At 56.8% G+C, this 16,567-nt stretch carries 18 protein-coding genes; 4 read left to right on the top strand and 14 right to left on the bottom strand.

Translation table 11 applies throughout. From position 1 onward, the window contains the following. Window positions 1-504, bottom strand: a complete 504-nt coding sequence (locus DES29_RS04800) for a YceD family protein (protein WP_021995766.1) — start codon at window positions 502-504, stop codon at window positions 1-3. A gap of 169 nt (window positions 505-673) precedes the next feature. Between DES29_RS04800 and DES29_RS04805 the strand changes: the two genes are divergently transcribed. The 3 genes from DES29_RS04805 (at window position 674) to DES29_RS04815 (ending at window position 3,371) form a co-directional block, all read left to right on the top strand. Next, window positions 674-1,261 carry a Maf family protein gene (locus DES29_RS04805; RefSeq protein ID WP_021995767.1) on the top strand — a complete coding sequence of 196 codons (588 nt, stop codon included), beginning with the start codon at window positions 674-676 and terminating at the stop codon, window positions 1,259-1,261. A gap of 65 nt (window positions 1,262-1,326) precedes the next feature. After that, the gene (locus tag DES29_RS04810) at window positions 1,327-2,202 is read left to right on the top strand and encodes an SAM-dependent methyltransferase (protein WP_021995768.1); all 876 of its coding nucleotides are present in this window, start codon (window positions 1,327-1,329) and stop codon (window positions 2,200-2,202) included. Beyond that, window positions 2,202-3,371: a hypothetical protein gene (locus DES29_RS04815; RefSeq protein ID WP_021995769.1), complete on the top strand. Its 1,170-nt coding sequence runs from the start codon at window positions 2,202-2,204 to the stop codon at window positions 3,369-3,371. The genes DES29_RS04810 and DES29_RS04815 overlap by 1 nt, the downstream gene beginning before the upstream one ends. A 165-nt stretch (window positions 3,372-3,536) precedes the next feature. Here the strand turns inward: DES29_RS04815 and DES29_RS04820 are convergent, their stop codons facing one another. The 13 genes from DES29_RS04820 to DES29_RS04885 all read right to left on the bottom strand — a co-directional run bounded on the left by DES29_RS04820 (window position 3,537) and on the right by DES29_RS04885 (window position 15,913). Next, a complete protein-coding gene (locus DES29_RS04820) occupies window positions 3,537-4,289 on the bottom strand; it encodes an HNH endonuclease signature motif containing protein (protein WP_021995770.1) in 753 nt (250 codons plus the stop codon). Further along, window positions 4,279-5,253, bottom strand: a complete 975-nt coding sequence (cas6, locus tag DES29_RS04825) for a CRISPR system precrRNA processing endoribonuclease RAMP protein Cas6 (protein WP_021995771.1) — start codon at window positions 5,251-5,253, stop codon at window positions 4,279-4,281. Before cas6 ends, DES29_RS04820 begins: the two co-directional genes overlap by 11 nt. Next, entirely contained in the window at window positions 5,253-6,803 is a 1,551-nt protein-coding gene (locus DES29_RS04830) for an RAMP superfamily CRISPR-associated protein (RefSeq protein WP_113854520.1), read from the bottom strand. Before DES29_RS04830 ends, cas6 begins: the two co-directional genes overlap by 1 nt. Window positions 6,804-6,826: 23 nt before the next feature. Beyond that, a complete protein-coding gene (gene csm4, locus DES29_RS04835) occupies window positions 6,827-7,765 on the bottom strand; it encodes a type III-A CRISPR-associated RAMP protein Csm4 (protein WP_021995774.1) in 939 nt (312 codons plus the stop codon). Window positions 7,766-7,774: 9 nt separating this feature from the next. Then, the gene (csm3, locus tag DES29_RS04840) at window positions 7,775-8,491 is read right to left on the bottom strand and encodes a type III-A CRISPR-associated RAMP protein Csm3 (RefSeq protein WP_021995775.1); all 717 of its coding nucleotides are present in this window, start codon (window positions 8,489-8,491) and stop codon (window positions 7,775-7,777) included. A 20-nt stretch (window positions 8,492-8,511) separates the two neighbouring features. Continuing rightward, the gene (gene csm2, locus DES29_RS04845) at window positions 8,512-8,943 is read right to left on the bottom strand and encodes a type III-A CRISPR-associated protein Csm2 (protein WP_021995776.1); all 432 of its coding nucleotides are present in this window, start codon (window positions 8,941-8,943) and stop codon (window positions 8,512-8,514) included. A gap of 8 nt (window positions 8,944-8,951) precedes the next feature. Further along, window positions 8,952-10,811 (bottom strand): type III-A CRISPR-associated protein Cas10/Csm1, encoded by a 1,860-nt coding sequence (gene cas10, locus DES29_RS04850; protein ID WP_113854521.1) that lies wholly within the window; start codon window positions 10,809-10,811, stop codon window positions 8,952-8,954. Further along, window positions 10,808-11,485 (bottom strand): HD domain-containing protein, encoded by a 678-nt coding sequence (locus DES29_RS04855; RefSeq protein WP_113854522.1) that lies wholly within the window; start codon window positions 11,483-11,485, stop codon window positions 10,808-10,810. Before DES29_RS04855 ends, cas10 begins: the two co-directional genes overlap by 4 nt. A 132-nt stretch (window positions 11,486-11,617) precedes the next feature. Further along, window positions 11,618-12,715, bottom strand: coding sequence for a CRISPR-associated ring nuclease Csm6 (gene csm6 / locus DES29_RS04860; RefSeq protein WP_113854523.1), 1,098 nt, complete (start codon window positions 12,713-12,715; stop codon window positions 11,618-11,620). After that, a complete protein-coding gene (locus tag DES29_RS04865) occupies window positions 12,712-13,875 on the bottom strand; it encodes a Card1-like endonuclease domain-containing protein (protein ID WP_170126113.1) in 1,164 nt (387 codons plus the stop codon). Before DES29_RS04865 ends, csm6 begins: the two co-directional genes overlap by 4 nt. A 325-nt stretch (window positions 13,876-14,200) precedes the next feature. After that, window positions 14,201-15,013 (bottom strand): hypothetical protein, encoded by an 813-nt coding sequence (locus tag DES29_RS04875; RefSeq protein ID WP_021995783.1) that lies wholly within the window; start codon window positions 15,011-15,013, stop codon window positions 14,201-14,203. A gap of 72 nt (window positions 15,014-15,085) precedes the next feature. Next, a complete protein-coding gene (locus tag DES29_RS12355; protein ID WP_147145860.1) occupies window positions 15,086-15,406 on the bottom strand; it encodes a hypothetical protein in 321 nt (106 codons plus the stop codon). Window positions 15,407-15,730: 324 nt separating this feature from the next. After that, entirely contained in the window at window positions 15,731-15,913 is a 183-nt protein-coding gene (locus DES29_RS04885; RefSeq protein WP_021995785.1) for a hypothetical protein, read from the bottom strand. Window positions 15,914-16,271: 358 nt separating this feature from the next. On the opposite strand from DES29_RS04885, the gene cas2 reads away from it, so the two are divergent. Continuing rightward, on the top strand, window positions 16,272-16,553 hold the full coding sequence (gene cas2, locus DES29_RS04890; RefSeq protein WP_021995786.1) for a CRISPR-associated endonuclease Cas2: 282 nt from the start codon (window positions 16,272-16,274) through the stop codon (window positions 16,551-16,553). The last annotated feature ends 14 nt before the right edge of the window (window positions 16,554-16,567 follow it).

The following is a 16,567-nucleotide window of genomic DNA, read 5'->3' on the forward strand; positions in this document are numbered from 1 at the left end:
TTATTTCTTCAAAGCCGCCAAAGCTGCGAAGGGATTGGGGCGCTTCTCTTCCTGCGGTTCTTCCTCGTCGCTCCATTCGCGCTTTTCTTCGCAGGCATCATGCACGACCATGCGCGGCAGCGCCAGAATGGCTTCTTCTTCAACCCACTTTTCGAGGTCGAAGCTGCGCGATCCTACGAGGACATCTTCGTCCTCTTCGTCATCCTCAATCGGAAGGGCATTGGCTTCTGCTTCCGTTCTTACCAAACGAAAGACTGCTCCGGAAGCAATGTGCACGGACATGGGCTTCAAGCATCGGGCGCAGGAAATGTCCACGTCGCCTTCCATATCAAGATCCACGGCAGGAAGTCCGCGGCGTTCGCCGAGCCCCGTTGCGACGAATCGGAGCGTGCCGTTTTCCGTAGCGGTGAAGCCGAGCAAATTGGGAAGATCCTTCACGGCAACTTCGCCTTCAATCGTCTCACCTCGGCGGGCGAGCTCAAAAATATTAATGAACTGCGGCATGGCTCAATAGCTCCTCAACAAAAGTCTGCCTTCGCACAGCGAACTCCCCATCGAGCCTTGGTATGTATATGGCTCTTTGGTTCGAGCGGCACCAAGTCTAGCCTATCCGCATCGAATCGCTCTTTAAATGCAGTGTCTATAGAGGCTTGCGACTACAATCCACTACACCATGAAGCCTCTCCTTATTCTTGCCTCAAGCTCCCGCTACCGGCGCGAGCTCCTGGATCGACTGTGTCTGCCCTATGAATCCATTTCTCCGGATGTGGATGAAAGCGCTCAGCCCGGCGAAACGCCGCGAGAAACAGCCCTCCGTTTGGCCGAACTCAAAGCGCGTGCCGTCTGGAATCAGCATCCGGGATCCGTTGTTATCGGCTCCGATCAAACGGCCGACCTGCACGGCGTGCGGCTCGGCAAACCCCATACCCGCGAAAATGCGGTGAAGCAGCTCAGCGCCATGCAGGGTGAAGAGACCGTCTTTGCGACGGCACTCTGCGTCATCGACACCCAAGGGCATGCTCACACCGCCGAAAGCCTCACACGGGTGCGTATGCGTCCTTTGAGCCAAAGTGCAATTGAAGCCTATATCGACCGCGAAAAACCTTTTGACTGCGCGGGTTCAGCGAAAATTGAATCGCTCGGCATTGCACTGATGTCTGCCGTATCCTCGGACGACCCCACCGCACTGATTGGGCTTCCGCTGATGAAGCTCACGACACTGCTTAAAGAGGCCGGCATTGAGGTGCTTCCCGGCCTATAAACGCAGTCATTGCCCGAAACTTTCATTCAGCCCGCCCGTTTTTCCGTTTTTCTAAGGACGCCGTGATGTCTGGTCAGCTCTATCTTCTGCCGTGCCCCATCAGCGAAGCACCTGCGCTGGATGCGCTTCCGGCGTCGACCGTTGAAACGGCCCGCCGCATTGATCACTTTCTCGTTGAAGCGGCCCGAACGGCCCGTGCAACGCTTAAAGCCATGGGTCATCCCAAACCCATTGCTGAACTTGACATTGTTGAAATTGGTCATGATCCGGCCCCCGAATTGATCAGCGAATGGCTGCAGCCCGTGCTTGACGGCGCCGATGCGGCCGTTCTTTCCGAATCCGGCTGCCCCGGCGTTGCCGATCCCGGTGCGCAGATTGCCGCACGGGCGCATGAATTGGGCATCCGCGTCGTACCGCTCACCGGCCCCAGTTCGATTCTCTTGACGCTCATGGCCTCGGGGCTCGACGGTCAGCGCTTCCGTTTCTCGGGCTACTTGCCTAAGCACGATGCCGAACGGCGCGCTGCCATTCTGGCTGCCGAAAAAGCGAGCCGCGCAAGCGAAACACAGCTCTTTATCGAAACACCGTACCGCAACACTGCGCTCCTCGATGCGCTCCTTGAAACACTGGCGCCCGACACACGGCTCACGGTAGCGATTGACGTCACAGGACAAAACGAATCCATCCGCACATTAACGGCTGCTGCCTGGAAGGCGATTCCTAAAGCAATGCGCACGCTGCCGAAGCTCCCGACTGTATTTGCTTTCCTCGCTAACCCAGGAAACAGAGCACCTCGGTATGCACCGGAATGTGCCGGCGGAAAACGTGCCCATACCGCACCGTCCTCCAAACCTGCGGTCTTCAACAATCGGCCAAAGCAAGCTAATAAAACGCACCGGCCTGAAGGATCGCCCGTCAAGACACCCAAAGGAGGTCGTTGATGGACGCCATCATCGAATACGCATCAACGCCCGAAGGCATGCTCATCGTTGTCGGTGTTGCCTTCATCGGCATCGTTTTGCTCCTCACGGCGCTCATTTTCTGGATTGGATCGCTCCTGCGCCGCCGCGGCGTCAAGATTGATCAAACCCCCGATACGGACGACGAGACCGCTGACAGCTCTCCCGCTGCGGACGAGTCCGCATCTCAAGATCCGCTGGCCGCATTTGATCGTGAAGCCGCAGAACAATCTGCCCGAGCCGCATCCAAAGCCCCTATTGCGCTCGCCCGTCTGCGGGCTGCCGGTCCTGACATTACCGCCGCGGCCGAACCCAAGCTGCCGGAACCCGTTTTGGAACAGACTCAGCCCGTTCAGTCTGCTCAAGCTCCGGAATCCGCCCCCGCCGTCTCGGCTTATGCTGCAGAAGTGCAGCCGCCGATGCCTGCAGCTGCCGCACCGGCTTTTTGGGAATCCCCGGCAAAACTGCAGCCGAAGGCGCCCGATCCGCTCGCCGGCACTCGCTTTCTCCTCACACTCCCCTTTGAACGCCGATCGGGCTTATCCATGGCTCACGCCGACCTCTGCGGGATTGGCGTAGAAGCGGTCTTTTTTGACCCGGAACCGGTTTCCCGTTTGGATGAAGACGCAGTGAGACTGGTGCCGTTTCTTCCGGCTAACGCGGCGAAGCTTCTTCTGACGGAATCGGACCGCGAAACGTTCAAAGCCGGCGCACTCTGCGCGCAGCCCGATGCTGTGCTGGAGCTCCCCGCCGGTCTCATTGCACTGGAATACAAGTCTAAAGGCGGGCGCTTTGACGATCCGCTGCGCTGGGCTGAAACCATGCGCACCAAAGACCTGATCCAGACGGTGCTCGCCGCCGCGGCGCTTTCCGTCGCTGCGGGCCGCCCCGCTGCCCCGGTGCTTCGGACCACCAATGCCGTTTTCTTCCTGCGCCCGACCAACGAACTCAAAAATCTGCTTTCGGCTCATGTCCAGGAAGCCGAGAGCTTCCTGCTCTCCACGAGTGAAGGTGCGGGACGCCCGGGCATCAGCGCCTCGGACTACGCTGCACTGATGATTCCTGCGCTCGAAAAACTTTATCCGCGGGAACCAAGTTCCGGATCCGAAGCCGGTGAAGCTGCGCATCAGGAAATGCTGAGAGCGCGATAAGCGTCATTCTTCAAACACCCTGGCGGAAGACTGTTCAGAAACGCTTCCGCAGGGACTGCTTTTCGCTTGGGCGAGACCTCCAGTGTCGCCCAACCGCAGCCTTCAGGACGTTAAAAAACCTGTGTGTGACGAAGCCGCTGAAGCGCTGCGCACACACTGAACGGACTAAGCAGATCCGTCTCTCTCATGCCATCCGTAATACTCGGCGTGCGCATTCGTGATCGTCTGATGATCTTCAGGATCAATGAGGACCATGTTCTCCGGTACATCCATGCCGCCCATACTTACCGGCTTCACATGGTGCACCTGCCAGCCCTCGGTATCGTCAATTCCGTGAGCATCCAGAAACTCGGCCCTGACGCCGGGATCCCTCGATACATCTGCCGTGCTGACGTACGCTGCATCCGGGTCTTCACCCGCGGCAATCAGCGCCTGGAGATCGTTTCCGTCGCCCACGAAGACGCCGTTCTCAACACCCGGGAGACTGCAGGCGTCTCCATTGAGCGCGCAGCCGTCGCCGTGGGGCGCACTGTCATCAATAAGTGCTCCGCCCGCAGCGCCGTAGACGGCTGCCTGGCAGACCGCCGTCATGCGCGCTTTGTTCTTTTCCGTCAGAAAGTCCCTGTCATGGAGCAGCGCATCGGCACCCGAAGCGGCAAGTCCCACGCTGGATTCAACGACATTGACGGCTCCGGCAACGACGCCTGCTGCTCGGCGGACCGCAATCCTCCCGGCCTTGCCGAATTCCCCCTTGGCAACATGCGTACAGCCTTCAATCAGATCGCCAGCCGTGCCGCATATACCGCTGACGACGCCCTGAGCGGTCCCTTTGGCAACATCACCAAAGAAGTCCAGAGCATCCGAGAATCGGCAGTCATCCGATGTCGACTTGATAAAAGGCGTGAGTTCAAAGGCCATTTTTTTGCTCCAGTGAGACCCGTCCGAGTCCGAAGGTCGCGTTCTTGCCCACGTGGGCAAGCGTCGCACACGCCGCAAGCGCGGTGAAGGCGAAAGGGACATTGGACAGCCGGATCTCGCCCACTACACCGCCAAGGCTCATTCGTCGATCCTGACGGTTGGAATAACGTGCCCAATCGCGCCAAGTGAGACGCGACGCCAAGGCAACGCATTCAGCGGCCTCTGCGAGACCCGCAAAATCAAGCCCCAGCGGAGTGCGGCACTGAAACTCATAAATGAGCGCAGTGCGGCGCATCATCGCAGTAAGAAGCCCCCGCGCCGTGATCTCTTCGGAGCGAAGCGGTCGGCCGTTCTTCTGCAGCCGCAAGGGCGTCGTCACCTTGAGCACAATCTCTTTCCCTTGGGGGAGCGGCATTGTGGTTTCCGGGACATGCTCCCGAATGCGGTCTTTTTCGCCGTCGAGAACGCACACATCGCCAGTCGGATATTCTGCGAACAGCGTTTTAAAGACCGCTTTGCCGCGGCCAACATCGCGTGAAAATGCGCGCTGGAATGCAAATACAACGAGTGCGAGGTGATAGAGCGCACGCCCAAAGAGCACGAAGTGGAATTCGAGCGTCTCTCCTTTCTCGTACGTCCGAGCTCCCCAGTTAGGCGGCTCAATAACGTACGCATTTGGAATCTGTGAAAACTTCTGCAGCGTGTGCTCTTCGGGCGGCGGCGTCTCGAAAATATCCGTATAAGGACAGCTGCGGTACAGCGGACAGGCTTTGCAGTCTTTCTGCCGCGTCATACAGGCGACATGCCGAAGTGCGCCTCCGAAGGCGCCGCGAATGGTGGAGCCGGAATATTCGGGCAGATGCACCGGTTCAGTCACTTCGAAGGCAATGCGGTAGCGCACCATGGGGAGCGTTACGCTCTCCATGGTGTTCGGACTCAAGAGAACTTCCTGAAGACCAGCCATCAGCCTTCACCTCGGAGCGTCTTGAGCTGCGACTTAAAGAGCCTCTCAGCCTTGCCGCGATACATGTCTTTCTTCTTCATGAGCGGCTGAATTTCAAGCGCCAGCTGCTTCTTGTCCTCGGCATTCGTCCAGGAGAGCGCTTCTTCAAGGAGTAATTTCACTCGATCGAAAAGCAGCGTACCCGGCTGAACAATGCCGGGGAACTTCGCGAGAGCTTCACAGATTTCGACTGCTGCGCGGCGCTCGGGCGACATAGCAGCCTTGGCACGCTCGGCGGCCTCCTCCGCCTTTTCAGCTTCCTGACGGCGGCGAATCAAGTCGGCCTCCTCAGCTGCAGTCTTGTCAAGCAGCGCCTTACGCTCAGCACGGAGGTCCGCAATGAACTGCCACTCCTTGGAAAGAGCAGCGGGCAGCTCCTCGCATGCGTGACGAGCACACCACTCTTTGAGCGCTTGAACGTCGCCAGCCGGATCGGCTTCAAGAATGGCCCACCCGAAAGGCTGAGCACCAAACTTTTCGTCCGCATCGCTTGTGATATAGGCTGTGGAAGCGCCGGTCTTGAATCTGCCGGGAAGCGCATCCGGCGCGTCGTCAGGCATATGAATCGTCTTGCTTTCTGCGCCGGTATTTTTGCCCAGACGCACAAGCGCCAGCCGCCCGGACTCAAGCTGAGGCTTCAGCTCGGCAAGCAGCTTCATAACCGATTCCAGCCATGCGGGCGCTGCTTTGCTGTAAAAGAAAGACTGCGAGAGCAACACGCGCATCGAATACGCGTGGAGATCCTTAAGGATTTCTGTGACGGTTTTATAGACCTTCTCAATGCCCAATGTGTTTTGACCGCTAGTGAGAACGACTTCGCCTTCAAACTGACGGTAGAAACCCGGCACCACGGCTTCAAAACCGTTGCCGATTCCTAAAGGCTCAGCATCCTTTTTATGCACGCGGTCGGCATAGTAAAGACGAGTGGCAGCCTGAGGGGGGCGAAGCTGCATGTCGCCGACCTTCAGAAAGCGCATCGGCGATTTATCAAAGTCGCCCCCGAGCAGCCTCGCCTCTTCCTTGGAACCGATGGAACGCAGCTGATTGACACGCTCTTTAAGGGCAGTCGAAATCATCCCTTTCAGTGAGGAACCTGGGATCATCGGCAGATCTCCCGCCTCAGAGCGGGTGAATACCAATCTTTGGAAGGCGAACTGCGCCGTTTTCTTCTGTCCGCCCTTAACTTGCGGCTTAGGGCTCAGCATACTGCGGTACTTCTGAACGGCTTTGCCGCTCACAGGCACGATGTTCGAGGACCAAGGCCGGAAGATATCGATGTTGCGCGCGTAGAAGCTGTTGATTTCCTCAATCACGCCATTCTGTACAGCCGTCATGAGGCCGCGCCGTTCCTGAGGCAAGAGTCCGACGAGGCCGAGATTGAAACTGTAGAGGAAGTTCCGATCGGCATCGATGACACTGTTTGTGGGCTCGTAATCCACGCCGCAACCGATGTGAATCGGCGAAAGAGGGGTGAGAAGCAGCCGGTGCGTCGAAAGAAATGGACTGTTCATCTTAAAAATTCCTTCTGCAGCCTTCAGAGGACAGCGATTACAGGTGCGTAGCCCTGATGCACTGCCTGCGGCTGCGAGGGCGAAACGCCGCCGATGCCGCAGCCGAAAAACTCAGCGCTCGTCGGCAGTTTCGTCTCAACACAGGCTCCTGCGGCAGCCAGCAGAAGAGGCCGTTTAAAGGGCGCACCCGCGACTGCAAGCACGTCGCCATGGCGTCCGAAATGCGTCCTTGCTTTGTAGTAAGTCTTTGCAGGGAGAATATCGGGAACGCTGCTCAGTACGCACGAGGCGAGCGTAATGTGTACCTTTGCGGCCCGAGGTGCCGGCAGGACCTCGGGTTCGCCCTCCATCTCATATTTGCCGAGACCGACGCTGGCGTCTCGCCCGAACCCAGAAAGTCCTACGTATTCGAGCGCCTGAGCAAACTCCGCCCGATCGATGCGAGTCTCATCGAGCACGATCTGCACGCAAAGCGGTACGTTCTGATTGAACCAGGTATCACTCTTCATATAGGGCGCAAAAACGCCCGTACCGGTCGTAAGCGTACGGCGATTGATGGTGTTATGCACCCGCGGGCCGGTGATTCTGAGAGAAGAAGAGTCCGAAGAAAACCGTTGCGCAGCCTCAGCATCCGTATAGGAAAGATCACGCCATCGGCTCAGGGGTTCGGAGAGCACTGCGAGCGGCATCCAGGCCTTCTTCTTCAGATACTTGCGGTCCGAATCATCATGCTGCGCCCAAAACTGGGCAGGCAGTGCGGGCAGCGGAATGCATCCCTTCGGAAAAGCATCGGCGACTACTGCAAAAGGCCGGCCCTCGCAGTAGCCATCCAACAGCGCCTCCAGGCGTTCCTTCCCGTAAAGACGCAGAATCGCCCAGCAAAGCTGCCCAAAAAGCGTTTCCCCCAAAAGCGGCGAGCCGAAAGGTGCCTTCGGGCGAATAGTGAATCTCAGCGCAGTCATGCCGCACCTTTACTTCGTCTGAGTCTTGAAAGGATCGAGTTTGGCGAATTCCGCCTGCCGGTCCTGGCCGTCGATCGTCAGTCCTTCGAGGGCGATTTTGCCGTAGCCGCGTGACCCAGAGCCGCCGAGGCTGTCGAGTTCAAGGAGCTTGAGGCCGGCGAGGACTGTCGGCAGCAGCGTCTTTTCTTCATCATCGATCACCTTGACGGTAAGACGGAAGTCAAAGAGCGCGCCGGCAATCACCCGTTCGGTGTAACGCGGGTTGCGGGCAACACCTGAAATACGGTCGATCGCATTTTCGCTCTTCGCTTCGGTCGGCAGTTCGTTGGCCTCCTCAACACGGCTGATCCATTCGTCCTTGAGGTCGCAGTCCCAGAAAGAGAGGCGCGTGGGCCCAAGCTCATAGGACTCTGCGTCCGTGAGCTTGTCGGAGCCGCCCGTGCCGAAGAGCTTCAGGAGCGTCAGCACATCCGTATTCCCGTTCGAATGCTGGTAGTCGCGGTAGCTGAGCGGTTCGGGCTTCACCGCGCCCGTGCGCCATTCGAGCAGACTGCGGATCTTGCCCTTCAGACTCGAGCCGGGAATGTAGGGACGGCCGGTAAGCGGATTCCGCACAACAGCGTTGTCGATGCCGCCAATATGCATTTCAGTATCGCCTCCGCCGATATGAAGACCGGAGAGGCAGCGGAGATTCGCACGGATCGTCAGGATTTTGGTAAGTTTCATGGCCTTGTTCCAACTGCAGATCAGTTTCTTTTGTTAAGGGATTCGAAATACTTCTCAAAACCGAGAAAAGCTTCGAAGAAAAGCTTTGCCGCATGAAGCGTCTTAGGCGACTTAACTTCGCGGATCAGGTTGTTGAAGAGATCACGGAAGTTCTGATCGATCAGATCTCGGCTCTGGGCGTAAGCGGCCTTTGCACGCATCATCTGAATGAAAGGCAGAAGTTCTCTGAAGCACTTTTCCTGCTCTTCGGCCGTCTGCTTATTGAAGACCTTCTCGTGCCACATCACGAGTTCGTCATAAAAGCGGCGCAGCTGCGCCTGCTTGTTGCACTTTGTGCTTCTGCAGCACCTTGCCGCCTCTTCGGCCGTGTCGGCGTAGAGTTCGGATGAGTCCGATTCAAGACTGATCTTCGGCAGCGCTGACGAAGCGTAGCTGGTGGTGTTGTTTGCCATGTCGTCCCTCACTTGACCTCACGAATGGAATAAAAGACATTGCTGAGCGGGATGCGGAAGGCGGCTTGATGCCGCTCCACTCCCCGCGCAACAGTTTGAAGAAATTCATTGCGCGCTTGTTCGACGTCAACGCTGCGTCGGCGAGCCTCGCGTTCGAAGAGCCGCGTGGTGTTGTAGTAGAGCCGGCTGCGCCACATGCTTGCAGCGGGATTGCGCGTGTCTGCGGACATGTCGAGGATTTCAAAGAGCCCGTACATGTATGCAGTCGTCACCCCATATTCATCGACGGCTCGCCGCAGGAACGCTTCGAGATCATGGAGTGCCTGCAGGTCTTTCCACTCGACAATGTTTGCGAAAAGCGCAAGGCGATTTTTCCCTGCAGACTTTGCATCGCCCAGTGCCTCTTCGGCGAGCTGCGACAAAGTCTTCGCTGGTACGGCGGGTTTGGTCATTACGAGCCCTGCAGAGAAGTGAATCTCTGGGTTCTCAGCAACGTACGCATCGAAATCCTGCTTGAGGCGCGCCGCGAGCTGCTGCATTTCGTGCCAGGGCCCGATCATGAAGAAATCGTCGCCCCCCGCAAAGACGGTGTAGACGTTGCGGTATGACTGAGCGCAAATCAGCGGCAGCCACGTCGAGAAGAAGCCGTTCATCTTGCGCGAGAGCTCAGCAGTCTTCGCGAAATTGAGTGTGCGGCGCTTTGCCGGATCGCGGTCTTCATGCACAAGTCCGCGCCGGAAGATAAGTCCGAGGTTATCGACGTCGCCCTTGAGCGTCATAACCGCGCGGACACCGTGTCCGTCTCGGTGGTCTGCAGACGCTAGGTCTTCAAATGTTTTAACTTCCCCGAGCCGGCCGCGGCCGACTGTTTCACCCCGAGCGTCTGTCAGATCTGTCTCTTCGAAGTGCGGCACGTAGCCGTTAATTGCTCGGCGGGCGAAGCCCTTCCAGAGCACTTCGTCTTCGGACCCCGGAAGTGCGAAATCCCAGCAGCGCAGGAGATCGCCCGAGCGCACAAGCGCTTCAATGCGCTTATCTGCGCCAGGCCTCTGAGCGAAGGCCGCGCGATAGCCAAAGATCGGCATTTCGCACACTAGAAGCGATTCGGACGACTGAACTTCCGCCGTTTCTTTCAAAATCAGCAGATGCTCATGCTTCGTGAGCGCACGGCCGATGAGAATTTGATCGCGCGAGAGAGCGCAGGAGGTTCCGTCGGCCAAACCATCGGCCGGCAGTTTTGCCTGCCATCGGCACACCCCGTGCTGGAAATCGGCGTTGAGCACGACTTCCTTTCGCTCAGCAAGATCAAAGCGCTGAAATTTAGCGCTTTCCATATCCGCAAAGAGTCGATCGAGCAGGTCGCCGTAGCGCTTGGCGGTGAAGTCCCTGCTGGAGGCCTCGGTTGACACCAGTCCGACACTGCAGGTGGCAAACGCATGATCAACAAACCATGCGTTAAGCTCGCGGCGCACTTGGTCGAGCGCTTCAGCCGACGCTGCCGTATTCGGCGCAACGATCAGGAACTTGCCCGCAGCATTGATGATGAGGCTGGTCGGCGGAAGTGAGAGCGCTTCGAGCACTTTAAGCGCCGCCAGTTCACAGATGAGCGACACGTCAAAAGACCGCCCGCGGAGCACCTTCGCAGAATTTTTGTTTGTTTCGGCGCCTTCGCTGAAGATAAAGTCCTGAATGCCGAAGAAGTCGCCTTGAATGAGGAGAAATTTCGCTTTGTCCTCCTCAGCAAGGGATCTCAGGCGCTCTCCTGCGGCACTGTCCGTTTCGCCCCGCACCTCGTGCCATCGCCAAAGCGCCGTAGCAAGCGCCGCCGTCGTCTTGGCATGATCGTAGAGCGATACGTCGGGCTTCACGCCGCTTTCGGCAAAAACGGTATTGCATGGGTATAGGTGAGCAACAGTGTGTCAAAGGCATCGAGCCAAAGCGGCCATTGACTGGTGAAGCTGCCCGCAACAGCATCGACGCTGCTTTTACGGAGCGCTTCTGAGAATGCTCTCCACAGTTGAGCGTATTCATCCGAGGCCGCCGCGTCCGTGCGGGGTTCAGACTCAGCAAGACTCACTGGGAAAAGCGACTTCGGTGTGAGGGGCTGAAGGGCATAGCACTTCTTCAGCGCCTTGGCGGAAAGTGTTCGGCCTGGCTCACTAATCGAAACCTCTTCGAAAAGAGCGCGCAGCCGCGTACGCAGAGGGTTCTGCACCTTGGCACTCTTTCCCTCGTCGTCATAGAGCTCACGCTCAAAACCCGCCGACAGGCGCCCTGCCGTGGCAACGACTGACTGCAGGAAGGTTTCTGGCCGCTGCAGATGTGTGACAACCTTTTCAAGCGTTTCGCCATTCACCTCATCCGATCCCTGCGGACTGAAGGGAGCTGTCTCGCCCTCGAGGACCGGTGCGCGGCCGAGAATGCTGCGCAGCGCATCCGCCGGGCTTTCTCCCTTAAGGTTCGCACGTTGAAACAACGTGTCAAGGTTATAAATTAAGCCTGCGAAGGCAACGCGGCAAGAATCGTTCAGAAGACTGTCCATATGCATGCGCTTTGAAAAATTCAGGTATGACTCAATGTCCGCGCCGCTCTGAAGCTGAACCAGGACGTCGCAGGTTTAAGAAGTGTTTACTAGAGTTTATACCAGTTGATATACTTTTTTTGCGTCAGTTATTTACACTCGAATCAGTTCAGGAGCCGTCACGAGCTCATAGCACGTTTTGGGTCTGCGGCCAATCGTTTCGATCCGATAGTGTCGGCTGTCGCGTTCTCCGAGCTTAGCGCGAAGCGCCTTATTCACCTGAGTGCGCTTTTCCTGAATATATTTGAGGAAGTATTCAGGAGTTTTGACAGTTTTACAGGCTGCTTCGTATTCGGCCGATCCAGTAGAAACGACACGACGGTAGATCTTCAGAAACTCCTCGGCCTGGGCATTTTCGCCTGCCCGGACGGGTTCGAGTCTTCTCCAGCGCCGTTCGGCAAACCACCACAGCACGGCAAAAAGAGCCGGAGCGAGCTTCACCGGGGTCGTTCCGCAAATGACGGTGCGTTCCTCTGCAACAAAGCTCAGTGAATGCACCGGCACCACCTCGCTCTGAGCTGCCAGTACGGTTTCACCGTATCCGGCCTGGCCGGTAACGAGCGCGTCTGGAAGGCCGCTGCGCAGTCTGATCAGCGGGATGTCGGCGAGCATCACTTTGGCCGTGCTCACATCGAGCGGCTCACCAGCAGGCGAAAAAATCGTTTTGGGCGACTGCGAAGGATAAAAGAAGTCACGGTTGTTCTCGAAGGGTTCGGAGACCAGTACGTGCGAGAGGCTGTCTTGTTCGCGCCCAAAAAGAGAGAGCGCATAGCCGATGAAGAAACTCATCGTCTTGCGGCCGCCCGCAAGCGACACCCAGATCTGAGTCTTGTCATCCTGCGCAAAGGATCGAATCAATCCGACAATGAGGTCAGCCGCAGCCGTATTCTCTTCGGGCGTGCGGATGTCGGGGATCTCTGCGCCCTCGGCATCGTGAATGACATGGATCATCGAGGCATCGAATTTGATCTGACCGCAGAGGCTGAAGTCTCTGCAGAAGGCATGAAACTGCCCTGTTTGAGAGTCCAGCAGATCTCGGACAGCTCGGTTGCGGCCGTTCGAAGTTGTAATGAGATGGATTTCAGTCGGCGCTTCGCCTTTTTCTTGAAGCAGTGCGTAAAGCGTCTCTGTTACGACTTGAGGCGTCATGCCGACCACGGCGACAAAGATGCGTCGAGGATATTTCATCATCTTTCCCCAGCAATGGCATTGCGAAGCTGATTTTTGAGGCTGCGGAGTCCTTCGCCGTGAATCACTTTGATGCCAACCGAATCGGCGCGCTTCTTTGCTTCATCATGAAGCTTGTGATAACTCACAAGAATAAGGGTCGTTTTCAGCCCGCCGAACTTCTTCAGCGTTTCAAGCTTGTAGACCACCGCTTTTGCCTCCTCAAGGTCATCGAGCCTGCTCGTCTTGCATTCAACAATGCAGAACCCGCCCTCATGCATGAAGGCGACATCAATTTCATTCTTCACCTTGTTCTTGACAACGAGGTTGGCCTGCGGGCGCAGGTTCATGGCGGCGAGCTGGCCGCAGACGTAGCGCTCTAACCAGCCGCCCGCGACGAAGAAGCGGTCGGCTTCAGACGGAAAGCTGAGGAGCCGCCCCTTGAATGTGAGGTGACCGGCATCACAGAAGGACTCGCACAAGGTCTTTAAGGCTTCATCTTGGTCCGGTGAAAGCTTCGCTTCCTTGGGATCAATCTGCAGCACGCGCCTCTCTTGGGCTTCGGCTGCAAGCCAATTGAGCGTACTCAGAACGCTACGCTGACTCTGTTTGGAGATGAGGCTCTCAGCGAGCTGCTCCTCTTTATAAGAGAGAGATGGCAGCTCTACCGCACCCGCTTCATATCCGTAAGCGGCAAGATAGGTCTTTAAGTTGAGCTTCACCGCAATAGGCGCGACAAATTCACGGCGATTCTCCTTGCCGCCGCGCAGGATGCTGATGACATTGTTCTGCACGTTAAGGTAAAAGGCCGGAAGACCTGCGTCATAGGCTCCCGTAAGCGCACCAAAAGCCATGAGCTTGGTGCCGCCCGTGACGTTAACAATGGGGTTGGACGACTCAAATTCAAAGGCAAGTTCAAAAACCAGGCTGCGTACCTCATTGTCGTCGTCGACCTTCTCTATCGACACGCGACGAATCTTCGTGGAAGGCGAAGCGGTACGCACAGCATACTCAAGCTGATCAGCTGCCTCCTTCATCGCTTTTGAAACGAATAAGACCACATGATCCGGCCGATAAAGGATGATGGGCCAAAAGTTTGCGGCAGCTTGTTCAGAAACAAGACAAAAATGCGTTCTGAACGCCTGAAAATCGACATTCGATCGGCTCTCGGCAGCGTTACCCATGGACGACGTTCCTTCTGTAGACAAATTAATAATTGCGACCATCCTAGCGCATCACTGAGCGCTTTCCGCACCTCTGCTGCCTAGAAAAAACTCCGCTCTGAGGAGTGTTTTCAGCATAGGTTCGGGACACTTCCTCGGCAAGCGCACTGGGGCTCCAGTCGATCCACGGGGGCAGATCAGCAAAATGTGCCGTCATGACGAATTCGGCTCTCCTGTTCAGCGTGAATACACTCTCGGCATTTGCTCGTTCGCGATTCAAATCCTCTGTCATTTGCTGCCTCCTATCTAATAGTGAGATCCGCCGAAAGACTTTTTTGAAAACAATTCATGCCGGCCAGACAGCCGAGAGTTCACTTTCTGAGCGGAAATCCACCGCAACCGCATCAGATCCGCGCCCGGTCAAGCCGAGTGTCTGACAGATGATCTTGTAGATTTGGGTGGAAAAGCCTCCGTCCATCGTCCACTCACGCGAGGCATCCCAGGAATTCCTGAACTTCACGCGTCCGGCAATATGCGGATAGCGCGTTTGCAGATGATGACTGCGGATATAGAAGCTCAGATCGCCGCTCGAAGCGAAGTTCTTTGTACCGAGATCCTGCACGAGCAGCCGGAGTTCATTCGCTTCCATGGGATCCGAAATACCGTAGGCGCTTAAGAGCATATTCAGGCGGGCCAATAGGCTCCCTGGTTTCGCTTTGATCGACGGATTAGGCGCCGTTGAGTGAGACGGCGTACTCAAAAGCGGAGAAATCGCTGTCGCCCAGCCCTTGCGCCAGTCTGTCCGCGCGGGCGAAGATGCCTCACTGACCTCGGTCGGGGAGGCGGGCGCCAGTTCGGCCTCTGGCGGCATTGCCGGCACGCACTCTGACGACTTTGACACCTCTTTCACCACCGTCAAACGTCCGTTCAGGAGGTCATCGGGTGAAGCGAGCGTCTGAACAACGAACCACCCAAGGTACTTCCGGGGCAGCGGAGCATCCTCAGATTTGAGTACGCAGGCATTCGGCAGAAAGGCTTTGGATCCGTTGATCAACACCTCGTAGCCGCCGGCTTTCCGTCTAATCACCCGGCCGTGGAGCGCGCAGCCCTGCTCTAAGGACCGTTCGAAAGCATTCAGGTCGCGGTGCGCAATGATCATGTATCTGACTCCTTCTGAAGCGGAAATGTGAAATCGATCTAAGGCTGAAGCAGCATGCGCAATTGTCGAGTCTCAGCGTTTGAGCTGTAGGGTACGAGCCGGGGCATCCATAGCAGTCTTTATAGATTCAGACGCAGACACGTCGTTTGAGAGCGTGAGTGTGGCCCAGCGGTCACCTGAGAGCGGCACCATGAACATGCGCACCTGCCAGACGGTTTGGGTATCGACCTCTCCGCGTCTGAAATACAATATTTGAAGTGCCGAAATGCCATTGATTCGCTGTCGGCTGACAGATTCAAACCGCAGCAGATTCGGAATCATTCGAGGGTATACCGTACGGATCGCTTCGGAAACCCCGCGAAAGACCTCATCGTCACTCAGTGCATTCCTCACGTCTGCTGCGAACTCGCCACGCTGTGTTACAAATCGGATGAGCGCCTGCGGCGGTGCTGAAGGCTCCCGCATCACAAGGTGCCGCACCTTAGATGCAGACGAGCCCCCACCCTCCAGTCTTTGCCGACGCAGAAGGGCATCCGCCTGATCCGCAATTTGCTGCTTCTCGTTTGTATCGAGAGCTTGCCAATCCGCCGGCACAATGAAGTCGGCATCGGGACATGAGAACTGAGCCCAATCCTGAGCAGCCGCCCCTATGGACGCGATTACACCCTACGAAACAGATCCATCGCTTCAACCCGCCGAAGATTCCCAATACGTGCATTACTTTGCATCCTTTCCGCCGGCCTTGAAGAGCTTCACGACGCCGTAGATGATCAGAATGAATACTAGTGCACCGATAGAACCCATCAACTTTTCCGCCAGAACGGCGCCGTTGCCGCTGCTAATACCGGATATGACGGAGACAATCACACCGCAAATTGCTAATCCTAGGAGTGTTTTCATTTAATACCTCTTGACCATGAAAGTGAGGGAGAGAGAAGCCGCACTGGCCGGCATCGAGCAGAACCTGCGTCGCCGGAACGGAAACAACGTCCGGAGACCGAGCGGTAAGTCGTCGACGGACGATGGGAGAAAGACTTTCCGCAGCAACGCAGTCCGCATTCTTCGCTTGGGCAGGAACCTGCGCCCGCCAAATAAGAGCGTTCGCCGGTATTCAGTGCGGCTGAAACGAATCCTAAGACGGAAGTTTTTTTCGTGAAGACTTCACAAATTTGCGGCCGCGAGCCACCGCAAATTTGTGAACCCCTCATCGTTCTCGGACATGTGCGACCATGGCGGTGACTGCAAGGAATGCGCCTCTATGACCGCTCGACATCTTTTCCTCGTCCTCTACGACGTCAGCTCACCGAAGGCTTCAGCAAAGATCCGCAAGCACATCTCTGCCTACGCAGTAAGCGGGCAGAAGTCTTTCAAGGAATGCCTTCTTGACAATCGCGAACGTGCGCAGCTCGTCAGCGAGCTCAAGGCTGTCATGGATGAGAAAACGGACCGTATCCATTTCTTCGAGCTTGACCCGCGCCGACTGGCCGCCGCCGTCGGCAAAGTCCGCCGCAGTTCCATTGATCCGTTTCTCATTCTCTGAGGAGCCTCTTTATT

The organism is Sutterella wadsworthensis, from assembly GCF_003315195.1.
In the GTDB taxonomy this organism is placed as follows: domain Bacteria; phylum Pseudomonadota; class Gammaproteobacteria; order Burkholderiales; family Burkholderiaceae_F; genus Sutterella; species Sutterella wadsworthensis.

Excerpts from the sequence above, each read along its gene's own strand:
- DES29_RS04865 (WP_170126113.1), bottom strand. The coding sequence starts at position 13,875 with ATGGGTAACGCTGCCGAGAGCCGATCGAATGTCGATTTTCAGGCGTTC.
- DES29_RS04815 (WP_021995769.1), top strand. The coding sequence starts at position 2,202 with ATGGACGCCATCATCGAATACGCATCAACGCCCGAAGGCATGCTCATC.
- csm6 (WP_113854523.1), bottom strand. The coding sequence starts at position 12,715 with ATGATGAAATATCCTCGACGCATCTTTGTCGCCGTGGTCGGCATGACG.
- DES29_RS04875 (WP_021995783.1), bottom strand. The coding sequence starts at position 15,013 with ATGATCATTGCGCACCGCGACCTGAATGCTTTCGAACGGTCCTTAGAG.
- DES29_RS04885 (WP_021995785.1), bottom strand. The coding sequence starts at position 15,913 with ATGAAAACACTCCTAGGATTAGCAATTTGCGGTGTGATTGTCTCCGTC.
- DES29_RS04830 (WP_113854520.1), bottom strand. The coding sequence starts at position 6,803 with ATGAACAGTCCATTTCTTTCGACGCACCGGCTGCTTCTCACCCCTCTT.
- DES29_RS04810 (WP_021995768.1), top strand. The coding sequence starts at position 1,327 with ATGTCTGGTCAGCTCTATCTTCTGCCGTGCCCCATCAGCGAAGCACCT.
- cas2 (WP_021995786.1), top strand. The coding sequence starts at position 16,272 with ATGACCGCTCGACATCTTTTCCTCGTCCTCTACGACGTCAGCTCACCG.
- DES29_RS04855 (WP_113854522.1), bottom strand. The coding sequence starts at position 11,485 with ATGGACAGTCTTCTGAACGATTCTTGCCGCGTTGCCTTCGCAGGCTTA.
- csm2 (WP_021995776.1), bottom strand. The coding sequence starts at position 8,943 with ATGGCAAACAACACCACCAGCTACGCTTCGTCAGCGCTGCCGAAGATC.
- csm4 (WP_021995774.1), bottom strand. The coding sequence starts at position 7,765 with ATGACTGCGCTGAGATTCACTATTCGCCCGAAGGCACCTTTCGGCTCG.
- DES29_RS04820 (WP_021995770.1), bottom strand. The coding sequence starts at position 4,289 with ATGGCCTTTGAACTCACGCCTTTTATCAAGTCGACATCGGATGACTGC.
- cas6 (WP_021995771.1), bottom strand. The coding sequence starts at position 5,253 with ATGGCTGGTCTTCAGGAAGTTCTCTTGAGTCCGAACACCATGGAGAGC.
- DES29_RS04800 (WP_021995766.1), bottom strand. The coding sequence starts at position 504 with ATGCCGCAGTTCATTAATATTTTTGAGCTCGCCCGCCGAGGTGAGACG.
- DES29_RS04805 (WP_021995767.1), top strand. The coding sequence starts at position 674 with ATGAAGCCTCTCCTTATTCTTGCCTCAAGCTCCCGCTACCGGCGCGAG.
- csm3 (WP_021995775.1), bottom strand. The coding sequence starts at position 8,491 with ATGAAACTTACCAAAATCCTGACGATCCGTGCGAATCTCCGCTGCCTC.